18 protein-coding genes are annotated in these 18,418 nt (G+C 35.4%); 14 read left to right on the top strand and 4 right to left on the bottom strand.

What is annotated here, in order from left to right:
- Positions 1-139: 139 nt before the first annotated feature.
- A complete protein-coding gene (locus tag JEM65_RS15820; protein ID WP_199601531.1) occupies positions 140-2,578 on the top strand; it encodes a hybrid sensor histidine kinase/response regulator in 2,439 nt (812 codons plus the stop codon).
- Here JEM65_RS15820 and JEM65_RS15825 read toward each other — a convergent pair.
- The 3 genes from JEM65_RS15825 to JEM65_RS15835 all read right to left on the bottom strand — a co-directional run bounded on the left by JEM65_RS15825 (position 2,556) and on the right by JEM65_RS15835 (position 4,680).
- On the bottom strand, positions 2,556-3,899 hold the full coding sequence (locus tag JEM65_RS15825) for a sigma-54-dependent transcriptional regulator (protein ID WP_199601533.1): 1,344 nt from the start codon (positions 3,897-3,899) through the stop codon (positions 2,556-2,558). The genes JEM65_RS15820 and JEM65_RS15825 overlap by 23 nt on opposite strands.
- 111 nt (positions 3,900-4,010) lie before the next feature.
- The gene (locus JEM65_RS15830; protein WP_199601535.1) at positions 4,011-4,313 is read right to left on the bottom strand and encodes a hypothetical protein; all 303 of its coding nucleotides are present in this window, start codon (positions 4,311-4,313) and stop codon (positions 4,011-4,013) included.
- 64 nt (positions 4,314-4,377) lie between these two features.
- Positions 4,378-4,680, bottom strand: a complete 303-nt coding sequence (locus tag JEM65_RS15835) for a hypothetical protein (protein ID WP_199601537.1) — start codon at positions 4,678-4,680, stop codon at positions 4,378-4,380.
- A 329-nt stretch (positions 4,681-5,009) separates the two neighbouring features.
- Here JEM65_RS15835 and JEM65_RS15840 point away from each other — a divergent pair, with 329 nt between their 5' ends.
- The 10 genes from JEM65_RS15840 to JEM65_RS15875 all read left to right on the top strand — a co-directional run bounded on the left by JEM65_RS15840 (position 5,010) and on the right by JEM65_RS15875 (position 15,607).
- Entirely contained in the window at positions 5,010-5,972 is a 963-nt protein-coding gene (locus JEM65_RS15840) for an NAD-dependent epimerase/dehydratase family protein (RefSeq protein ID WP_199601539.1), read from the top strand.
- Positions 5,973-6,239: 267 nt separating this feature from the next.
- Positions 6,240-6,716: a ferritin-like domain-containing protein gene (locus JEM65_RS15845; protein WP_199601541.1), complete on the top strand. Its 477-nt coding sequence runs from the start codon at positions 6,240-6,242 to the stop codon at positions 6,714-6,716.
- 310 nt (positions 6,717-7,026) lie between these two features.
- Positions 7,027-7,485, top strand: coding sequence for a response regulator (locus tag JEM65_RS15850; RefSeq protein WP_233530688.1), 459 nt, complete (start codon positions 7,027-7,029; stop codon positions 7,483-7,485).
- Positions 7,486-7,492: 7 nt separating this feature from the next.
- Positions 7,493-11,077 (top strand): PAS domain-containing protein, encoded by a 3,585-nt coding sequence (locus JEM65_RS15855; protein ID WP_199601551.1) that lies wholly within the window; start codon positions 7,493-7,495, stop codon positions 11,075-11,077.
- Between the two features lie 133 nt (positions 11,078-11,210).
- Positions 11,211-11,774 (top strand): helix-turn-helix domain-containing protein, encoded by a 564-nt coding sequence (locus JEM65_RS15860; protein ID WP_199601552.1) that lies wholly within the window; start codon positions 11,211-11,213, stop codon positions 11,772-11,774.
- 11 nt (positions 11,775-11,785) lie between these two features.
- Entirely contained in the window at positions 11,786-12,232 is a 447-nt protein-coding gene (locus tag JEM65_RS15865; protein WP_199601553.1) for a response regulator, read from the top strand.
- The gene (locus tag JEM65_RS15870; protein ID WP_233530689.1) at positions 12,232-14,022 is read left to right on the top strand and encodes a CHASE3 domain-containing protein; all 1,791 of its coding nucleotides are present in this window, start codon (positions 12,232-12,234) and stop codon (positions 14,020-14,022) included. Before JEM65_RS15865 ends, JEM65_RS15870 begins: the two co-directional genes overlap by 1 nt.
- Positions 14,023-14,197: 175 nt before the next feature.
- Positions 14,198-14,344: a DUF5670 family protein gene (locus tag JEM65_RS23150; protein WP_368856068.1), complete on the top strand. Its 147-nt coding sequence runs from the start codon at positions 14,198-14,200 to the stop codon at positions 14,342-14,344.
- A gap of 75 nt (positions 14,345-14,419) precedes the next feature.
- Entirely contained in the window at positions 14,420-14,545 is a 126-nt protein-coding gene (locus JEM65_RS22895; RefSeq protein WP_262895254.1) for a hypothetical protein, read from the top strand.
- Between the two features lie 48 nt (positions 14,546-14,593).
- Positions 14,594-15,607, top strand: a complete 1,014-nt coding sequence (locus JEM65_RS15875) for a helix-turn-helix transcriptional regulator (protein ID WP_199601554.1) — start codon at positions 14,594-14,596, stop codon at positions 15,605-15,607.
- A gap of 129 nt (positions 15,608-15,736) precedes the next feature.
- Here JEM65_RS15875 and JEM65_RS15880 read toward each other — a convergent pair whose 3' ends face one another.
- On the bottom strand, positions 15,737-16,186 hold the full coding sequence (locus tag JEM65_RS15880) for a hypothetical protein (protein ID WP_199601556.1): 450 nt from the start codon (positions 16,184-16,186) through the stop codon (positions 15,737-15,739).
- A gap of 386 nt (positions 16,187-16,572) precedes the next feature.
- Here JEM65_RS15880 and JEM65_RS15885 point away from each other — a divergent pair, with 386 nt between their 5' ends.
- The 3 genes from JEM65_RS15885 to JEM65_RS15895 all read left to right on the top strand — a co-directional run bounded on the left by JEM65_RS15885 (position 16,573) and on the right by JEM65_RS15895 (position 18,407).
- Complete coding sequence (locus JEM65_RS15885; RefSeq protein WP_307810562.1) at positions 16,573-17,133, top strand: RNA polymerase sigma factor; 561 nt, start codon at positions 16,573-16,575, stop codon at positions 17,131-17,133.
- A gap of 114 nt (positions 17,134-17,247) precedes the next feature.
- Entirely contained in the window at positions 17,248-17,763 is a 516-nt protein-coding gene (locus tag JEM65_RS15890) for a hypothetical protein (RefSeq protein WP_199601558.1), read from the top strand.
- The gene (locus tag JEM65_RS15895; RefSeq protein WP_368856069.1) at positions 17,757-18,407 is read left to right on the top strand and encodes a FecR family protein; all 651 of its coding nucleotides are present in this window, start codon (positions 17,757-17,759) and stop codon (positions 18,405-18,407) included. The genes JEM65_RS15890 and JEM65_RS15895 overlap by 7 nt, the downstream gene beginning before the upstream one ends.
- Positions 18,408-18,418: the final 11 nt, after the last annotated feature.

Consider the following 18,418-nt stretch of genomic DNA (forward strand, 5'->3'; position numbering starts at 1 on the left):
TAAATTATAGCGTTTTATCAACACTTCCCGTTTTAAATAACCTGTGCTTCTGACCAATTTTTATTTTGAGATAAAAAATATTTGATATCGTACCAATCACACACATTTTTTATCTTGCTTTGCCATTACAACGGTAATCATGAAAGCATCCAATAGAAAAATAACGTTTAAGGTCCTTTTTGGCTATATCGCGCTCGGTATTTTAGCGGCAATTTCAGGATGGCTTGTGGTTTCAGAACTGAGAAATTTTACAGCATCACAAACTGACGATTTAAAAGACCGGGATAAGCTGATCAGAATAAGCGGATTGGTGGCAGATATTTATGAAAACGAAAGTTTATCAAGGGCGGCGGTACAGCTCAATACAGATACGCAGTTTAACGCTTATCTCCTACAAAACGACAGTCTCCTGTCTACCATTGATACACTCACCAATTTAGTAAACAATGAGTATCAAAAAGCATTATTGGATAGTGTGAAGGTCATTTTTGATAAGAAGCAACGTGATCTGAATGAATTACGGCGCCTAAAGGAAAATAACAGTTCTGAAAAATCTATCGAACAGACCATCAATAAACTGAAAAGTATTGATCCCATTTTGGGCAAATTGACTTTAGAGGATTATGTGGAAAACCCAAAAGCGATAGACCCCAAAACGAAAGAAGTCCTTGAAGGGTTTATTCAATTTTCCAATGATTTAAAGGCGAAAGATTCGGTAAGTAAAGTCGATCAGAAGCAAATTGATTCCATTGTGACCATCTCGCGGAACATGCTCAATAAAATTCAGAAAGATGCCGCGTCACAAAAACAATCCTTAATGTTGAAAGAGCGCGAATTGGTTGAGAATGACCTCATCACTTCGCGCCAGCTACGGAACCTACTGCGCACCTTAGAACGCGAAATGGTAGCCTCTTCTCAAAGCATCATGGCGCAACGCCAAAAAGCCTTGGACAGAAGTACCGGAATCATTTATTTGGCGGCATTGGTAAGTTTTATTCTGGTAGTGATATTCTCTATCGTCATTTTAAATGATTTTTGGAAGAGTCAACAATACCGTGAAAAATTGGAGAAATCGAACGCCTATACCAATTCGTTATTAAAAAGTAGGGAGCAATTGATCAATATGGTCAGTCATGATTTAAGATCGCCTTTGAGTACCATTTCTGGGTATAGTGAATTACTTCAAAAAACTGCACAAGGCACTAAAGAAGGCAATTATTTAGACCATATTAAAAATGCGTCAAGCTATATGAGCCAATTGGTAGATGACCTTTTAGAATTCTCCAAATTGGAAGACGGCCATATTACTGTAGAAAGCATTCCTTTTAATCTTCGTACCATAGTAGATGAGACCAGTTCTAATATTAAAGCTATTTATGCGGATAAACCAATTGAACTTTATATTAAACACGCTCCAGAACTCGACCGAACCCTAGTGTCTGACCCTTTCAGAATTAAGCAGGTGCTTTATAATTTGATTGGAAACGCCTATAAATTTACAGACCATGGCAGCATTACAATAAGCACCCAATTACATTCCAAAAACAATATAGATACGGTAAGCATTACTGTTTCAGACACGGGTATCGGCATTAGTCGAGAGAAACAGGAAGATATTTTTAACGCGTTTACCCAAGTGGATCAAACCAAAGATTCCAAACACTCCGGCTTTGGATTGGGCTTAGCCATTTCTAAAAAATTGGTGCAAATCTTAAAAGGAAAATTGACCTTGGACAGCACACCTGGACGCGGCAGTAAATTTATCATTACATTCCCCGTAAAACTTTCAGACGTGGTATTAGAAACGACACCTACCGTTTCAGAGACTTCCCATTTTAAACTAAAAGCGGTTATTATAGATGATGATGCTTCGTTACGTCAATTACTTACGGATGTCTTAGGACAACACAACATTACTACTTATACTTTTGAAGACGCTAAAGCCGCACTTGCTGCTATGGGAAATCTGAAATTTGATGTGGTTATCACAGACATCCAATTACCCAAGATGAACGGTTTTCATTTTCTGGAAACTTTGAAAAAAATGCCGTTTTATAAGCAACAACCCCTTATTGCGATGACCGGTAGAACGGATATTGCTACAGAAAATTATATTGAAAGTGGCTTTTCGAAAGTTGTTTTCAAGCCATTTTCATCACATATTTGGTTTGACATATTAAGTGAACTATTTCCGGAGCGGATTACCAAACCAGAAGAAAGCAAAAAGATAAAATCCTACAGTTGTGACTATTTTGACACCAATTCTATAGCAGGTTTTTTAAATTATGATGAAGACGCACTAAAATCACTTCTAGAGATATTTTTGAAAGACACCAAAAAACACATGGCAGAATTGAAAACGGCCCAAGCGCAAAAAGATCTAACAACCATAACTGATTTGAGCCATAGAATGCTCACAATGTTCAAACAATTAGGAGCACACACCATAGTGCCGCATTTGGCAAAATTAGAACATACCAAAGTTGTAGATAATGAAATTTTGCAGGCTTTAGATGTAGAACTCGAACCATTTTGCAAGGCAATGGAAGACTATATCAGTCCAGATTATACTCCTTAAGCTTGTTGTAAAGGGTTTTTCGTGAAAAATTAAGCAGTTTTGCAGCCCTCGTTTTGTTATTATTGACCTCTTGAAGCGCTTTTACGATCAATTCCTTTTCATTATCCTTAGTCGAAAAAGAGCGTGTGACCGCTTCTTTATGAGGGGATGACAACTCTTGGGGCAGTACCTCCGGTTGAATCACCTCACCGCTAGTCAATAGGGTGGCGCGCTTAATGACGTTAGACAATTCACGTAAATTTCCAGGCCAAGAATAATTTTGGAAAATTTTAAGTACTTCAGAAGAAAACCCGATAATAGACTTGTTCAATTGCTGATTGGCATTGTCTAAAAAGAATTCGGCGTATAGAATTAAATCATCGCGGCGTTCCTGTAAATTGGGCACTTTAATTGAAAATTCATTTAATCGGTGGTAGAGATCTTCCCTAAAATCGCCTTGTTCCACAGCATTCAATAAATCTTCATTGGTGGCGGTCAACAGTCTTATATCTACTTCAATCTCTTCATTGCTTCCAATGGGTTTGATACGTCGTTCTTGAAGTGCTCTTAACAGCTGGATTTGATTCTCATAGGTTAAATTACCAACTTCATCCAAAAACAGAGTGCCATGATTAGCAGCTTCAAAGTGGCCCTTTTTATCATTGATAGCCCCAGTAAAAGATCCTTTTTTATGACCGAAAAATTCACTGGCCGCAATCTCTTTTGGAATGGCACCACAATCTACGGCAATAAAAGGCTGAAGTTTTCTTGAACTGCTCAAATGAATGGCTTTGGCAACTACCTCTTTTCCTGTACCGCTTTCGCCAGAAATCAACACAGACATATCTGTGGGAGCCACAAGATTAATGTGGTCATATAACACTTTGCTAGCGCCACTAATCCCTTTAACCAAACTGGAAGTCGCTTTAGAAGACTCCGCAAAAATAGGCATTATTGGCTTAGCTGGTTTGGCATCAGGAGTAGGTTTCTGAAGGGCGTTTTTAACCACTTGTAACACTTCTTCAGGATTGAATGGTTTTGAAATATAATCAAAAGCGCCGTCCTTCATGGCTTTTACAGCGGTGGACACCTCAGCGTACCCAGTCATCAATACCACCGGAATGGAGACATCTTTATTTTTAATATGATTTAATAGTGCAATTCCATCGCCATCAGGAAGCCTGAGATCCGCAAAAACCAAATCGAAAGTAGTATCCTTCACCTTTAGTTTCGCATCTTCGAGTGTATAAGACAAGATAACAGAATGGTGGTGACGTTCTAAAAAACGTTTTAACATTTCAGAAAAGCTAACATCATCTTCAACCAAAAGAATGGTACTCATGGATTCCTCATTTTTACAAAAATATCAAGTTAATTTCAGTAAACCCTTTAAAAAAAACATAAAAAAAGGACGTTTTAAAAAAACGTCCTTTTTCTGCTCTAAAGTGGAAGCTTATTCTTTCTCGATCCAGTTTCCATCTTTGTCAGCATATACTGTTGATGCCGCTCCATCAACTGTAATTTCCAACTTATATTCATGCTCAGCATTTACGTAAGCTTTATCTAGAGTGGCGGTCTGAAAATCGGCAGCTAAAACATCTTTTACTGCTTGTGGAAGCTCTTCTGCTTTAATCTCTTTATATTCTTCTTGGGCAGTCATTACAAGTTCATCAATTTGATTGGCTGTAATTGCAGGGGCTGCAAATGATGACAATCCTCCCAATACTATCGCTGCTGATAAAATTACTTTTTTCATAATATTTTATTTTTAATTATATGTGTATTACTTATTTACTATGTTATTTTATAAGAATGGATCTTTATTCTTTCTCAATCCAGTTTCCATCTTTATCAGCATATACCGTGGATGCTGATTCTTCAATAGTAAGTTCTAATTTATATTCGAACTTCTCATTTACGTAAGCTTTGTCTAAAGTTGCATTTTGAAAATCGGCAGCTAAAGCATCTTTTACGGCTTGTGGAAGGTCTTCTGCTTTGATCTCTTTATATTCTTCTTGGGCAGTCATTACAAGTTCATCAATTTGATTGGCTGTAATTGCAGGGGCTGCAAATGATGACAATCCTCCTAATACTATCGCTGCTGATAAAATTACTTTTTTCATAATATTTTATTTTTTAAAGTTTAAATGATATTTATTATGTGTTGCTACTAGTCTAATAAGAAATAAACATGCCATGACCTTTTTATAAAAACCTAAAAACATCAATTACCTTATAATCAATAGTTTGTGCATTTTAGAAATCAGAAGTCGGACTGATAAAGTGTATAAACTTCACAATTTGGCGAATCTGTTCGTGTAAATTTTACCCAATGTTCACTTCTTAGAGGATTTTGAATATCACCATCTTATAACATTGACCCAATTCATTCCCTGGAATTCCATTTCCTTCATAAAAAAACTTTGTATTTTTGCATTTAAATCGAACAACAATGACGGAAAAGATTCTAATTATTGGTGCATGTGGTCAAATTGGCTCAGAATTGACCTATAAACTACGTAGTATACATGGTGATGACAACGTGATTGCTTCTGACATTAATTATAGCAATTTAGAGGTTGTCAATTCCGGTCTTTTTGAAATTGTTGATGCACAAGATTATGGCTCGATCCTTCTTTGTGTTGAAAAGCACAACATAGACACCATTTATTTAATGGCTGCCATGTTGAGCGCAACTGGAGAGAAATATCCTATGAAAGCGTGGGATTTGAATATGAGTTCTCTTTTTCATGTATTAAACCTGGCCAAGGCAAAATTTATAAGTAAGGTATTCTGGCCATCAAGCATTGCAGTGTACGGTCCGACAACTCCAAAGGACCATACCCCACAACACACCATTATGGAACCTAGTACGGTATATGGAATTACCAAACAGGTTGGCGAACGTTGGTGCGAATATTACTTTGATAAATATGGTGTGGATGTACGCAGTATGCGCTATCCAGGAATCATCAGTTGGAAAACCTTGCCGGGCGGTGGTACTACAGATTATGCGGTGGAAATCTACCATAAGGCCATTACGGATGGACAGTATGAAAGTTTCCTTTCAGAAGATACTGAATTACCAATGATGTTTATGGATGATGCTATTGATGCTACCATTCAAATTATGGAGGCACCGGCTGAGCAATTATCCATACGTTCCTCCTATAACTTAGCTGCCATTAGTTTTACACCTAAAGATATTGCTGATGAAATTCAGAAGTATATAAAGGATTTCAAAATTACTTACAAACCTGATTTCAGACAGGATATTGCGGATACATGGCCAAGATCTATAGATGATAGTGTGGCTCAAACAGATTGGAACTGGAGTCCTAAATTTGACCTCAAAAAGATGAGTAAAGAAATGTTAACCCAACTTGGCAAGAAATACGCTGCCGCAGAAAAATAAATTAGAACACCTTATTATATAAAACAAAGCACTTTAAAGAAATTTGAAGTGCTTTGTTATTTTAGAGACACCAAAAAATCTCTAAATTCTTTCGATGATTGTGCGACCACTTAAAAATCCACCCCATTTTAGTGACGATTAAAGCCCTCATTAACATTCTTTAAGAGAATTGAATGTAAAAGTTAATCCTGTCCTAAATAAGATTTCTTTAAGAATTTTAGCGCTAATTATTTGTAATTTAGTAATCAACTTTAAAAAACAAATATTATGAAAACCTCAATAGAAGAAGCTAGAGAACAATCACATAAAGACACCGTTAACGTTTTACAAGGTATCATAGAAAAAAATTACGATGCTGAAAAGGGCTACAAAAAAGCCATGCAGGATGCTAAAACTCCAGCATTAAAAAACTTTTTAAAAGAGCAAGCCGTTCAGCGCAGTCATTTTGCTACTGCTATAGATAAAGAATTACGTCAATTGGGAGCAAAACCAAAAGAGAGTGGCAGTGTTACCGGAACATTGCACCGGGCATGGATTGATATTAAAAGTTCAGTTGCAGGTAATGATGATGAAGCAGTTCTTGAAGAAGTGATACGTGGTGAAAAGGCAAGTGTTGATGAATATGAAGATGTGATGAAAAAATATACACTAGCACCTAACGTAAATAATCTATTACAATCTCAATTAAGAGACATACAAGGTACATTAAATCGTGTAAAAACTTTAGAAGATATTCAAGGTTAAGAATTGTAAATTAACAACCTTATAAAATAAATCCCCGGCATTATCAATGCGGGGGTTTTATATTTATGCCAGCTTAAAACTTACTCCTATTGCCTATGCTGAAAATGCTACCTTATCAAATAATGAACCAAAATCTCTATAAAACACCAACTATTAGCTATTAAGTCAATAATAAAATTTAAGAGATAATAATAATAATAATAATAGACATTCAAGTTGCTAAAAAAATGTATTTTTAACAACTTGCATTTTTTTTATGGAAAAAGACATACCTCCATGGTATTTCATAAAATAGCATCGAAATACGCATATGAAATATAAAATGGAAAAACCAAAACTACACTTGTTACTTGCTGATGATGATATAGATGACTGTGATTTTTTCAAGGAAGCAACAGATGAAATATCTGACGCGTGTAACCTATCCATTGTACATAATGGTGTCGAGCTGATGAATTTTTTATCATCAGAAAATGCTGACCTTCCAAATTTGATTTTTCTAGATCTTAATATGCCTCGAAAATCTGGTATGGAATGTCTGGCGGAGATCAAATCTTCAGATCAACTATCCCAGATCCCAATTATTATCTATTCTACTTCGTTAGACCATACTGTGGTGAGTGAACTGTATCAAATGGGCGCACTTCATTACATTCAAAAACCGGCTGAATTTTCAAGTATAAAAACAGTTATTGAAAAAGCATTATTATTATTCAATGCCAATGTAACACCTACTTGTTCAAGAGAACATTTTATTATTCAACCTTAGTTAATACATGGGTATCAACAAAACCACACCTATTTTTTTAGAAGGCGGCGGCAAAATGGGCAAACTCATGAGAGCCAAAGATTGGGGCAAAACGCCATTAGGCGACCCTAAAAATTGGCCACAGCCTCTACAAACCATGGTTAAGGTAATGCTGGATAACCCTTTTTTTGGCTGTTCTATAGTTTGGGGCAAAGACTACGCTCAGTTCTACAATGACGCCTATCTTCCAATTTTATGCAGCAAACATCCACATGCTTTAGGAGCAAGCGCTCAAGACACCTTTTCTGAAATCTGGCACATTACCGGCCCCTTAATAGAAGAAGCGATGAATGGACAAGCTGTTGGTTTTTCAGATTTTATGTTACCTCTTAACCGTAATGGAAGTGTGGAAACCTGTTATTTTGATTTTGCTTATAGTCCTATTAGATTGGCTTCTGGAGAGGTTGGCGGCGTCTTAATTACACTTATAGAAACCACTACTAAAAAGAAAGATGAACTTGCTTTAATAGAAAGCAAAAATGAAATGGAGTTTGTCATAGAAAACACGCAATTAGGCACCTTTGATTACAACCCCTTAAATAATATGTTCTCTTGCAATGCGCGACTTAAAAAATGGTTTGGCCTACCTTTACAGGAACATATGCAACTTAGCCACGCCATTGATGTCATAGTAAAAGACGATAAGGAGCGAGTTCTTAGGGCTATTAACAGGGTATTGCAATACGCTTCTGAGAACAGCTACGATATAGAATATACCATAGAAAATCCTATTTCAGAGAAACCAATTATTGTTCACGCCAAAGGCCGCGCATGGTTTAATGAAAATAATGAAGCTTACAGATTAACGGGCACATTAGAAGACGTTACCGAAAGGGTATTGTCCAGAAAAAAGATAGAAGAAAGTGAACGAAACCTTCGACTGATGGTGCTCCAGGCTCCCGTAGCTATAGCCATTATGAGGGGTGCCGACTACCGCGTGGAAATTGCCAACAAATTGGCCCTCCAAATTTGGGGAAGAACAGAACAACAGGTATTGAACATCCCTTTGTTTGAAGCCCTTCCTGAACTGGTATCGCAAGGAATAAAAGGATATGTAGACGATGTAGCCAAAACAGGAAAACGGTTTGCTACACCTGAAATGCCGGTAAAGTTCTCAGCAAACGGAGAACCCGTAATACTATATCTCAACTTTTCATTTGAAGCGCTTTATGACGCTGAAGGCTCTATTAACGGCGTCATGGCAGTTGGCATTGATGTCACACCACAAGTTGAGGCGAGAAAAAAAATAGAAGAAAGTGAGCAACATATGCGCGCTTTAGTAGAGAGCGCTCCTTTTCCAATTGCAGTCTATGTGGGAGAAGAAATGAGAATATCTCTTGCCAATCAAACTATGATGACGGCTTGGGGAAAAGGAAATGATGTGGTAGGCAAATTATATACTGAGATATTGCCAGAATTAGGAAATCAATCCGTATTTGATCAAATTAGAACCGTGCTTCATACTGGTATTCCGTTTCATGCAAAAAACCAAAGGATCGATCTTTTTAATAATGACCATATAAGTACTTTTTATTTTAATTATAGCTTTACCCCTTTATTGGACAGTGATGGCAATGTACACTCCGTAATGAACACCGCCGCGGATGTCACTGAGCTTCATGAGGCCAAACAGCAAGTAGAGGATAGCGAAAAAAAGTTCCGCGATTCTGTCATGCAGGCCCCACTTGGTATTGTTATTTTTAGAGGGTCTGAGAATAGGATTGAAATGGCAAACGAAAATTATCTGCAGCTTATAAATCAGACAAGAAGTCAATTTGTAGGCAAGCCTCTTTTTGAAGCATTACCTGAGGTCAAAGATACTATGGTTTCAATAATTTCAGACGTTTATGAAACTGGTAATGCTTTTTACGGTTACGAATTTCCAATTAACTTAAACCTTAATAATAAATCTGAAACAGGGTATTTCAATTTTGTATACCATCCCTTAAAAGAAAACAATATTATTACCGGTATTATGGTGGTTACCACTGATGTTACCGCTACTGTACAGGCTAAAAATAGTATTGAAGAAAACGAAGAGAAGTTAGAGCTTATTATAGAAGCTAGTGATTTGGGTATTTTTGATGTCGATTTAAAAACGGGAGAAATTCACGCTTCTGATCGCTGTTACCAAATTTTAGGATTTCCTGATCAAAGAGAATTATCCCATCACGACCTCGTTGCCAATATTCATCCAGAAGATTTTCCTACTCGGAAAAGAGAATTTAAACGCGCATTTATCAATGGCACCCTTCATTACCAGTCTAGAGTTATCCATACCGATCAAACCATACATTGGATAGACGCAAAGGGCAAAGTCTATTATGACGATAACAACAAACCAGAACGCATGCTAGGAACTGTGAGGGATATTACGGAAGAGCGGACTTTTCAACAGCAATTATTGGAGCGGGAAGAAAAATTTAGACTCTTGGCAGACTCTATGCCACAACACGTATGGACCTCTGACCCCCAAGGTAATATGAATTATTTTAACCAATCTGTTTTTGATTATTCAGGATTGACTCTGGATCAAATTAATGCAGACGGATGGATACAAATAGTGCATCCGGATGAACGTGAAGAAAACCTTAAGCAGTGGACGGAAGCCATCAATTCAGGCAATGATTTCTTGATTGAACACCGTTTTCGTAAACATGACGGTGAGTATCGTTGGCAATTAAGTCTGGCCATTCCACAAAGAGACAAAGACGGCACTATAAAAATGTGGGTAGGCAGCAGTACCGACATTCAAGAACAAAAAATGTTTACTACGGAGTTAGAGAATAAAGTACAACTGCGAACAAGCGAGTTGCAACAAAAAAATATAGACTTAGAGAAAATGAATAAGGAATTGCAATCCTTTGTATATATCTCAAGTCATGATTTGCAGGAACCTTTACGTAAAATACAAACGTTCTCATCGCGTATTTTAGAAACGGAGTACAATCATTTATCGGACAATGCCAAGAGACATTTTTCGCGCATGCAGAATTCAGCACATAGGATGCAAAATTTAATTCAAGATTTAATTGCTTACTCTAGGACCACTATTCAGGAATCAAAATTTGAAAATGTAGACCTGTTAGAAGTTATTGATGATATTAAGGAAACCCTGAGTGAGGAGTTGGAACAGAATGAGGTGACCTTAAACCTACATAATATTTGCGAGGTTAATATTATCCCTGTACAGTTTAAACAAGTATTTCACAACTTGATAAGCAACTCCATAAAATTTGCTAAGACAGACCATCCGCTAGTGATCGAAATTAATTGTGATGAAGTAGATGGACAATCAACCGGCATGCCCTCATTATCTAAAAACAAACGCTATTGCCACATAAAATTTACAGATAATGGGATTGGCTTTGAACCACAATACAATGAAAAAATATTTGAAGTATTTCAGCGCCTTCACAGTAAGGACGACTATACAGGAACGGGCATCGGACTTGCTATAGTAAAGCGGATTTTAGAAAATCACGAAGGACATATTGTAGCAAACGGAAATTTAAACGAAGGCTCCGTATTTGACATTTACATTCCTGTCTGACAAATTAGGATGTAAAAGCAAGAAAATATAGGTTTGTATTTATAAGGCCAGACAATTACCCAATAACGCTATACATTGACCATTTTAACCCTATTGAAATAATTATATACATTAGTCATCATTTAATTACACTATGAAAATCTTTATTAAATTCGATTTTACGCAATTCTGTTCGACAATACTCGACGAGAAATTGGATGAACTTAACATTAAATACAGGATGTTAAATTTTGGGGAAATTGAATTTTTAGAACCTGTTCCGCCAGATAAGTTGAAGGCATTTGACGCTATCCTTGACACCTATGGCATTGAAAAAATAGAGAATCAGAAGGTTATTTTAGTGCAGAAAATAAAAGACACTTTAATTGATATGGTATTTAACACCAATGACGCTATTAACGTAAAAAGCTCCGTGTATCTGTCGGACAAATTGGGGCACAGCTATGGCTATTTGTCAAATCTATTTTCTGAGGTTACCTACACCTCAATTGAAAACTTTATCATCTTACAACGTATAGAGTACGCTAAATCACTTATAACAAATACAGGTTTATCATTAACAGAGATTGCGTTTCGATTGCAATACTCTAGTGTAGCGCACTTAAGCACACAATTTAAAAACACCACAGGCATTACCCCTACCGCCTTTCAGCGCATTATTGCAAAAAGGAGAGAATTAAAAAACAATAAAGACTAAAAAGTAAGAAAATGCAAGAAGATTACACCTATGTTGTATTGGCCGATGATGATGAAGATGACCGACTGTTTTTTGTAGAGGCTTTTGAAGAGCTCAAAATACAGACCAGAGTAGACATCTATAAAGATGGGGTGGCGCTTATGGACGCTTTAAATGTTCCCGATTCGGTTTTGCCCAATATTCTTTTTTTGGATTTGAATATGCCAAAAAAATCAGGATTGGAATGTTTAATTGAAATTAAAAGCAACAACAGATTTAAAGACATTGCCATTGCCATATACTCTACTTCAGCATCAGAAGAAGATATAGAAAACACCTTTGTACAGGGTGCCAATATTTATATCAAAAAACCTAGCGATTTCAAAATCCTTAAAAAGATCCTATCAGATGTGGTCACCATAAATTGGCAATATCACACTAACGGATTGGACAAAGACAATTTTTTATTACGTTTATAATGATGCCTTTTAAATCAATTTACTATTCTGAACGCTTCCTGAAAATCATCTTTGGTTTTAGCCTATTTATGGTATTAGTCATGGGAGGTATCGCCTATAAACACATAAGACAACTTTCTCGGTCTACGGCTGATGTCCAACACAATTACGAAGTACATCTTGAATTAGAAAAATTATTATCAGCTCTTAAAGATGCCGAAAGCGGAAAAAGAGGATTTATTATTTCGAGAGATTCTACCTTTTTGGAACCGCTGTTATTGAGCAGTTTGGAGTTGGACAAGAATATGGAACACTTAAAGTTTCTCACTAAGGACAACCCTGAACAACAAAAGAATATTGCTGAATTAAAAGCCAAAATTGTTAAGAGTTTGGATATTTTCAAAAAGACGCTTGATCTTGCCGCAACTGATAATCTAAATTCTCCCGAGTTTATTGCAGGTTTTAGAGAGGGAAGACAAACTATGAACAGTGTACGTTTCAAAATCATTGAAATGACTACACATGAAAGTGATGTGCTTGGCACTTCAAAAGAAAAAAGTTCAAAAAATATTTCCAACACACCCATGTTGCTGTATTATGTGCTCATCTTATCTCTTCTAATTTTATTATTGACCTACCTTCAAAATAGTAAGAACTTAAAAGTTTTAAAAGAAAAGAATGAACTCTTGGAAACCTTTAAAAAATCCACTACGCAATCTGAAATTATCAGCAAACATGGCAATTGGATTTGGCATATAGAAGAGAATACATTTGAGTATTCTGACAATCTATACCGATTACTCGGCGAGGAACCACAGTCATTTGAAGCCAATCTGGCCAATTACATGGATTTTGTCCATCCTGACGATGTGGATAAACTAACAGAACAAGTCAACAAAATGATGGAAAATGAAGATTTGCCGTTTATCCATTATAGAATCATTCAAAAAAACGGGAGCATTAAACACTTTAAAGCCTATGGCAAACTTTTAATCGATTCAGATGGCCATAAAAAGATATTAGGAACCACGGCTGATATTACAGATGAGATTGAAAATTACCGATTAATTGAAAAGAGAAACCTTGAGTTGGAACGGAGCAATAAGGAATTGTCATCATTTAACTATGTTGCCAGTCACGATCTACAAGAACCTTTACGAAAGATTCAAACTTTTTTATCACGACTTGAAGAGAAAGAACAGGACCATTTATCTAATAATGGCAAAGTATATATAGAGCGTATAAAATCATCTTCAACAAGGATGCGCTCCTTAATAGATGATTTGCTTCAATTTTCTAGAACAAACAGATCAGAAGAAGCCTTAGAAGATTCCAACATCAACATCTTATTAGAAACGGCCAAGCACGATCTTGTCGAAATCATCTCTGACAAAAGAGCCAGGATTTCATCGGATTTTATACCCTCAATGAAGGTCATTCCTTTTCAAATAAAGCAATTGTTCTTAAATCTGATGAGTAACTCGTTAAAATACAGTCGAGAACTTACAGCTCCTGTCATTACCATTACCTATTCTCAAACCAAGGCCAGTGATTTACCAAAGATTAAATATTCTAAACACAACCTCTACCATACCATTACTGTAAAAGATAATGGTATTGGTTTTGACCAAGATTACGCAGAGAAGATTTTTATTCTATTTAACAGACTCCACAACAAAAACGAATATTCTGGAACTGGCATCGGTCTTTCAATTTGTAAAAAAATTGTTGAAAATCACAATGGTTATATTACCGCAGAAGGCGATATTAACAACGGTTCAATTTTCACGATTTATCTTCCACTGAGTTAATTTCACATACACAATCTTTAGAAACCACCCCATTTGTAACGTATAGGGTGGTTTTTTTATGGGTTTATGGGAATTCTATAACCAATTCTGAAAATACTGTAAAGGACAAGGTGTACTATTGAAGCATCTTTGTAGGGTACCCGATAAGCAACAATAAATGCACGAGGATTTTAAAATGAAAACGTTCTTTTACACTGTTTCCGTTCTCATGATAGTTATATGGGCACTAAGCTATTTTGTATATGCTTTAAAACCTTCAATTCATCTTTTATTGCTTTTGGCTGTTTTAGTAGGACTTATAGGAATGAATAAAAAGGAGTAATAATGAATCGTACAATTGCGAAAAGACCCAATAGCTAAAAAATCAATATTAGAAATTTACATTATATAAACACTTATGAAGACTAACCAAGACCCACAACTTAAACAATACGCCAGAGTAGCGCGGGTGCTGCCAAAAAATGTTTCCAATGCCTCAAATGCTAGAATTAGGGTTTTAGCCACAGCGAAGCCTCAAATTTAAAATTTGACCCATTAACATTTCTATAATTTACCAAAAACCATACACGCCATGATAACAATTGCATCTAAAGTTAACGATTTTAATTCCTTTTTCGAAACGCTCAAAAGTGAAATTGGTGGCACCTTAGCCCAAAACACCACTGAGTACAAGCTTGAAATTGATAATGATATAGCCCGAGGCAGTATTCGCTCGATCGCTCTAGAAGATGGATTGGCCGTCTTGGAGTTTAATCTCACAGCATACCAGAATATTCAGATCACCATTGATGCCCTTTTAAAAGGACACGTCAATTTTATGTATTGCTCAAAAGGAAAACTGACTCATTCTTTCGACCGAGAAAGTCCAACTAACACCATCGATGCTTTTCAGACCAGCATTGTGGCCAATATAATATCTGGACAAAATATCATTCTTTTAGAAAAAGATATTGAAACCGTTGCTACTCTCATTACTGTCAATACGTCTCATGAAGAAAACAAGAGTTCTCAATGGAGCAGCAGTTTAAGAGAGGCTTTTATTTCTAATAAAACAGAAGACTATTTTTACGTGGGTTCTTACAACCTTAAAATAGCCGAAAACATTAAACAGCTCCAATGTATCAAGCAAGACGGATTAGTGCGTCAATTGCTGACCAAAGGGATTGTAAACGTCATCTTAGCGCTTGAAATTGACCATCATAATAAGGATGTTCAGAATTTAGAAATGGAACCAACGTCTTTAAACAGAGTAGAGATTGGGTTAATTTCAAAACTAACTGAATATATTAATGAGTACCCTGATTTAGACCATAAGGTTGAAAATTTAAGTGATCGAGTTGGCTTATCAGCCGCTAAATTGCAAGAAGGCTTTAAGTTTCAACACGGGTTAACCATTTGCGAATATATTCGATCCGTGCGATTGACAAAATCAGAGGAGCTCATCATCAATACAGATTTAAACATTTCAGAAATTGTTTACAGTGTTGGGTTTACCAGCAGAAGCTATTTCTCAAAAATATTTAAAGAACGTTATGATTGCACACCAAGTGATTACAAAAAAAATAAGGTAGCTGTATCAGCATAATATATATAGGTACTTGAAGATATTTAAGTACCAATTAATTTGAAAAAGCTCTAATTAACATTAGAGCTTTTTTTGTGTTATATCCACAAAAGAACTTCAGTAACATTTCGCGCTGCTATTGTAAAGGTCTTAATAACGAAATTGCGTATCATAGGGTTCTGACCATTTTGAAATCCGACCGAATGCGGGTGTCGCCGTAGCAAACACTTCCAACCTGCGCGTATAATAGGTAGACCTACTATCAATTGAACCTAGCTTTAAAGCCATTGGCGTTTTAATGGTTAATAGCTCTTTATCCGCTTTAAAAATAACGGAGGCCTTTCCTAAATAATCATCTCGTCGGTCTAAGGATGTTTCGATAGATACAATGGAGCTTTCATCCCAATTGGACACAATTAATAGGGGGTCAATATTTCCATGCACATCATAAACAAACAGATGCAGACAGTATTCTATTTTCCCAAGAATATCCAATTCATGAAATTCTATGGTGGTCACCACCGTAACATCTGTATCGTTATCTCCTACGTTTATTTTTTCTGGAACTTCAAGAAATCTTACGGATATAATTTTTGCCATAATGGTAGTCTTTAAAAGGCAGAATAGCTCCTGTAATTGCAATTAAACACCCCAAATACTAACTGTCAATAATAACTATTGACTGGGGGCGTTTTTATGCTCCTATTATTTATTTAGAAATTATGCAATTGAGTGTAATAGTTCCAATGACATACTATATTTGGTTGCTATATGTAATGACAGGAACTACTGATTACAAATAAATTATACACCTAATATAGTGAATTAATCATCTATTTCATTGCCAAACTAAAATTGAATTATAGAATTGTTCAGAAATGAAAATTAGGATTTTTTGTTGTGTCAAATTATATCTAAAGATTCGTATTTATAAAAGCAGAAATGGAGTAATCATGATTTCTAAATAAAGTCAAGACTTTTAATAAGTGCAAAAGAAAGTTATAGAAGGTTTAAAAAAGGGAGACGAACTTGCCTACAAACGCCTATATAAACTATACTATTTTGAACTCTGCACCTACCTCAACACCCTATGTGGCAGTAAAGACATATCAAAAGATTTGTCTCAACAAGCATTTATTAAGGTATGGAAAAAGAAAGATTCATTATCTATAAAGTATTCCTTAAAAAAATACATTCTTAAAATTGGCTATAATCTGTATCAAGACCTTCAGAGAAAAAACAAAAAAGACGGTCATCTTATTGAGCAATTAAAATATGAGGCTATAAATGAACTAATAGAAATTTCTGATGATGAACTAGATAAAAATATTGCTCTTGTCATTTCTGAAGTCAATAAACTGCCAGAGAAATGTAAAAATGTTTTTTTATTGGCAAAAAAAGATGGTCTTAAATATTCTGAAATTTCCGAGGAACTAAATATCTCAATTAAAACTGTAGAAAGGCACATGACTAAAGCGCTAAAACAACTCAGAAAGAGCTTAAAGAATAATATAAATTCATGTATATTATTCTATTTCCTTCACTAATTACCATGTTTTTTGCATCATTGATGTCAAATAGTTAAAATTTTATTAATAAAAGTGAGGGTATTTTAAAATATTCCCGTCTTCTATGTAAGCATAATCCTGTTTACGTTAAATATGAAGAAATTTAATGCCAAAAAAATCATTGTCAAATATTTGGCGAATGAAGCAACACCTCTCGAAGAAGAGCAACTCCTTAATTGGGTTAATTCAGAAAAAAACCAGAGAATATTTAAGGAGTTTGTAAAAGCCCAACAACTTATTGATATAGCATATAATAACACTATTGATCAACAAACTGATTTTAATGAGTTTTTAGAGCAGATTCATCATCTGGATGTCAAATCAAGAAAGTTCCAAAATCTCCTTCCTTACATAAAATATGCAGCGGTTCTTATAGGTGTGTTTTTAGCTTCACAGTACTATCTAAATAAACAACACGATACAACTCCATTTGTGGATTTCAAAAATGAGATTTCCTTGCAAATTATGAATGGTGATACTGAATATTTCAGTATAGACACAGATAAAACCATAATCTCCAAAAATGGTGATGCCCTTGCTGATGTGAGTAATGGGGTTTTAAAGTATTTACCAAGTAATAGCAAAATCTCCGATGTTCAAATATACTAACTGTTCCTTATGGAAAAACATTTAAAGTTATTTTATCAGATGGATCATCTGTCCACTTGAATTCCGGCTCTATACTCAAATTTCCTGGTGCTTTTAAAAAAGATCAACCAAGAGAGGTTTTCTTAGAAGGCGAAGGCTTCTTCAGGGTGTCTAAAATTAATAGCACTTCATTTATCGTAAACTCTAAAACAACTAGCACTAAGGTTCTAGGTACAGAGTTTAACGTGTCTAGCTACACAGATAGCGACAAGACAGAAATTGTTTTAGTTGAAGGATCTGTAGGGGTTAAAATAAAAGAAGAAGACACATACACGCTTATTACGCCATCACAAAAAGCTTCAACATCTCATAAAATAAAAGATTTAACGATTACAAATGTAAATATTGAAAAATATATTGCTTGGAAAGAGGGCAGTATAGTTTTTCAAAATGACCAATTTAAAACTATTAAGAAAATTCTTGAACGCCATTATAATGTTAAAATCGTTAATAATTTTATGGAACTTGAGAAGTTCAGATACAATGGCAATTTTAAAAATGATAGTATTGAAAAAATATTAAACACTATAAAACTACATACTAACTTCTCATTCATAAGAAAAGGAGATACAATTTCAATTAATAAACCTAATAAAAACAGATGAAGGGAATGAAT

The sequence above is a fragment of the Gelidibacter salicanalis genome (assembly GCF_016469035.1).
Classification (GTDB): Bacteria; Bacteroidota; Bacteroidia; order Flavobacteriales; family Flavobacteriaceae; genus Gelidibacter; species Gelidibacter salicanalis_A.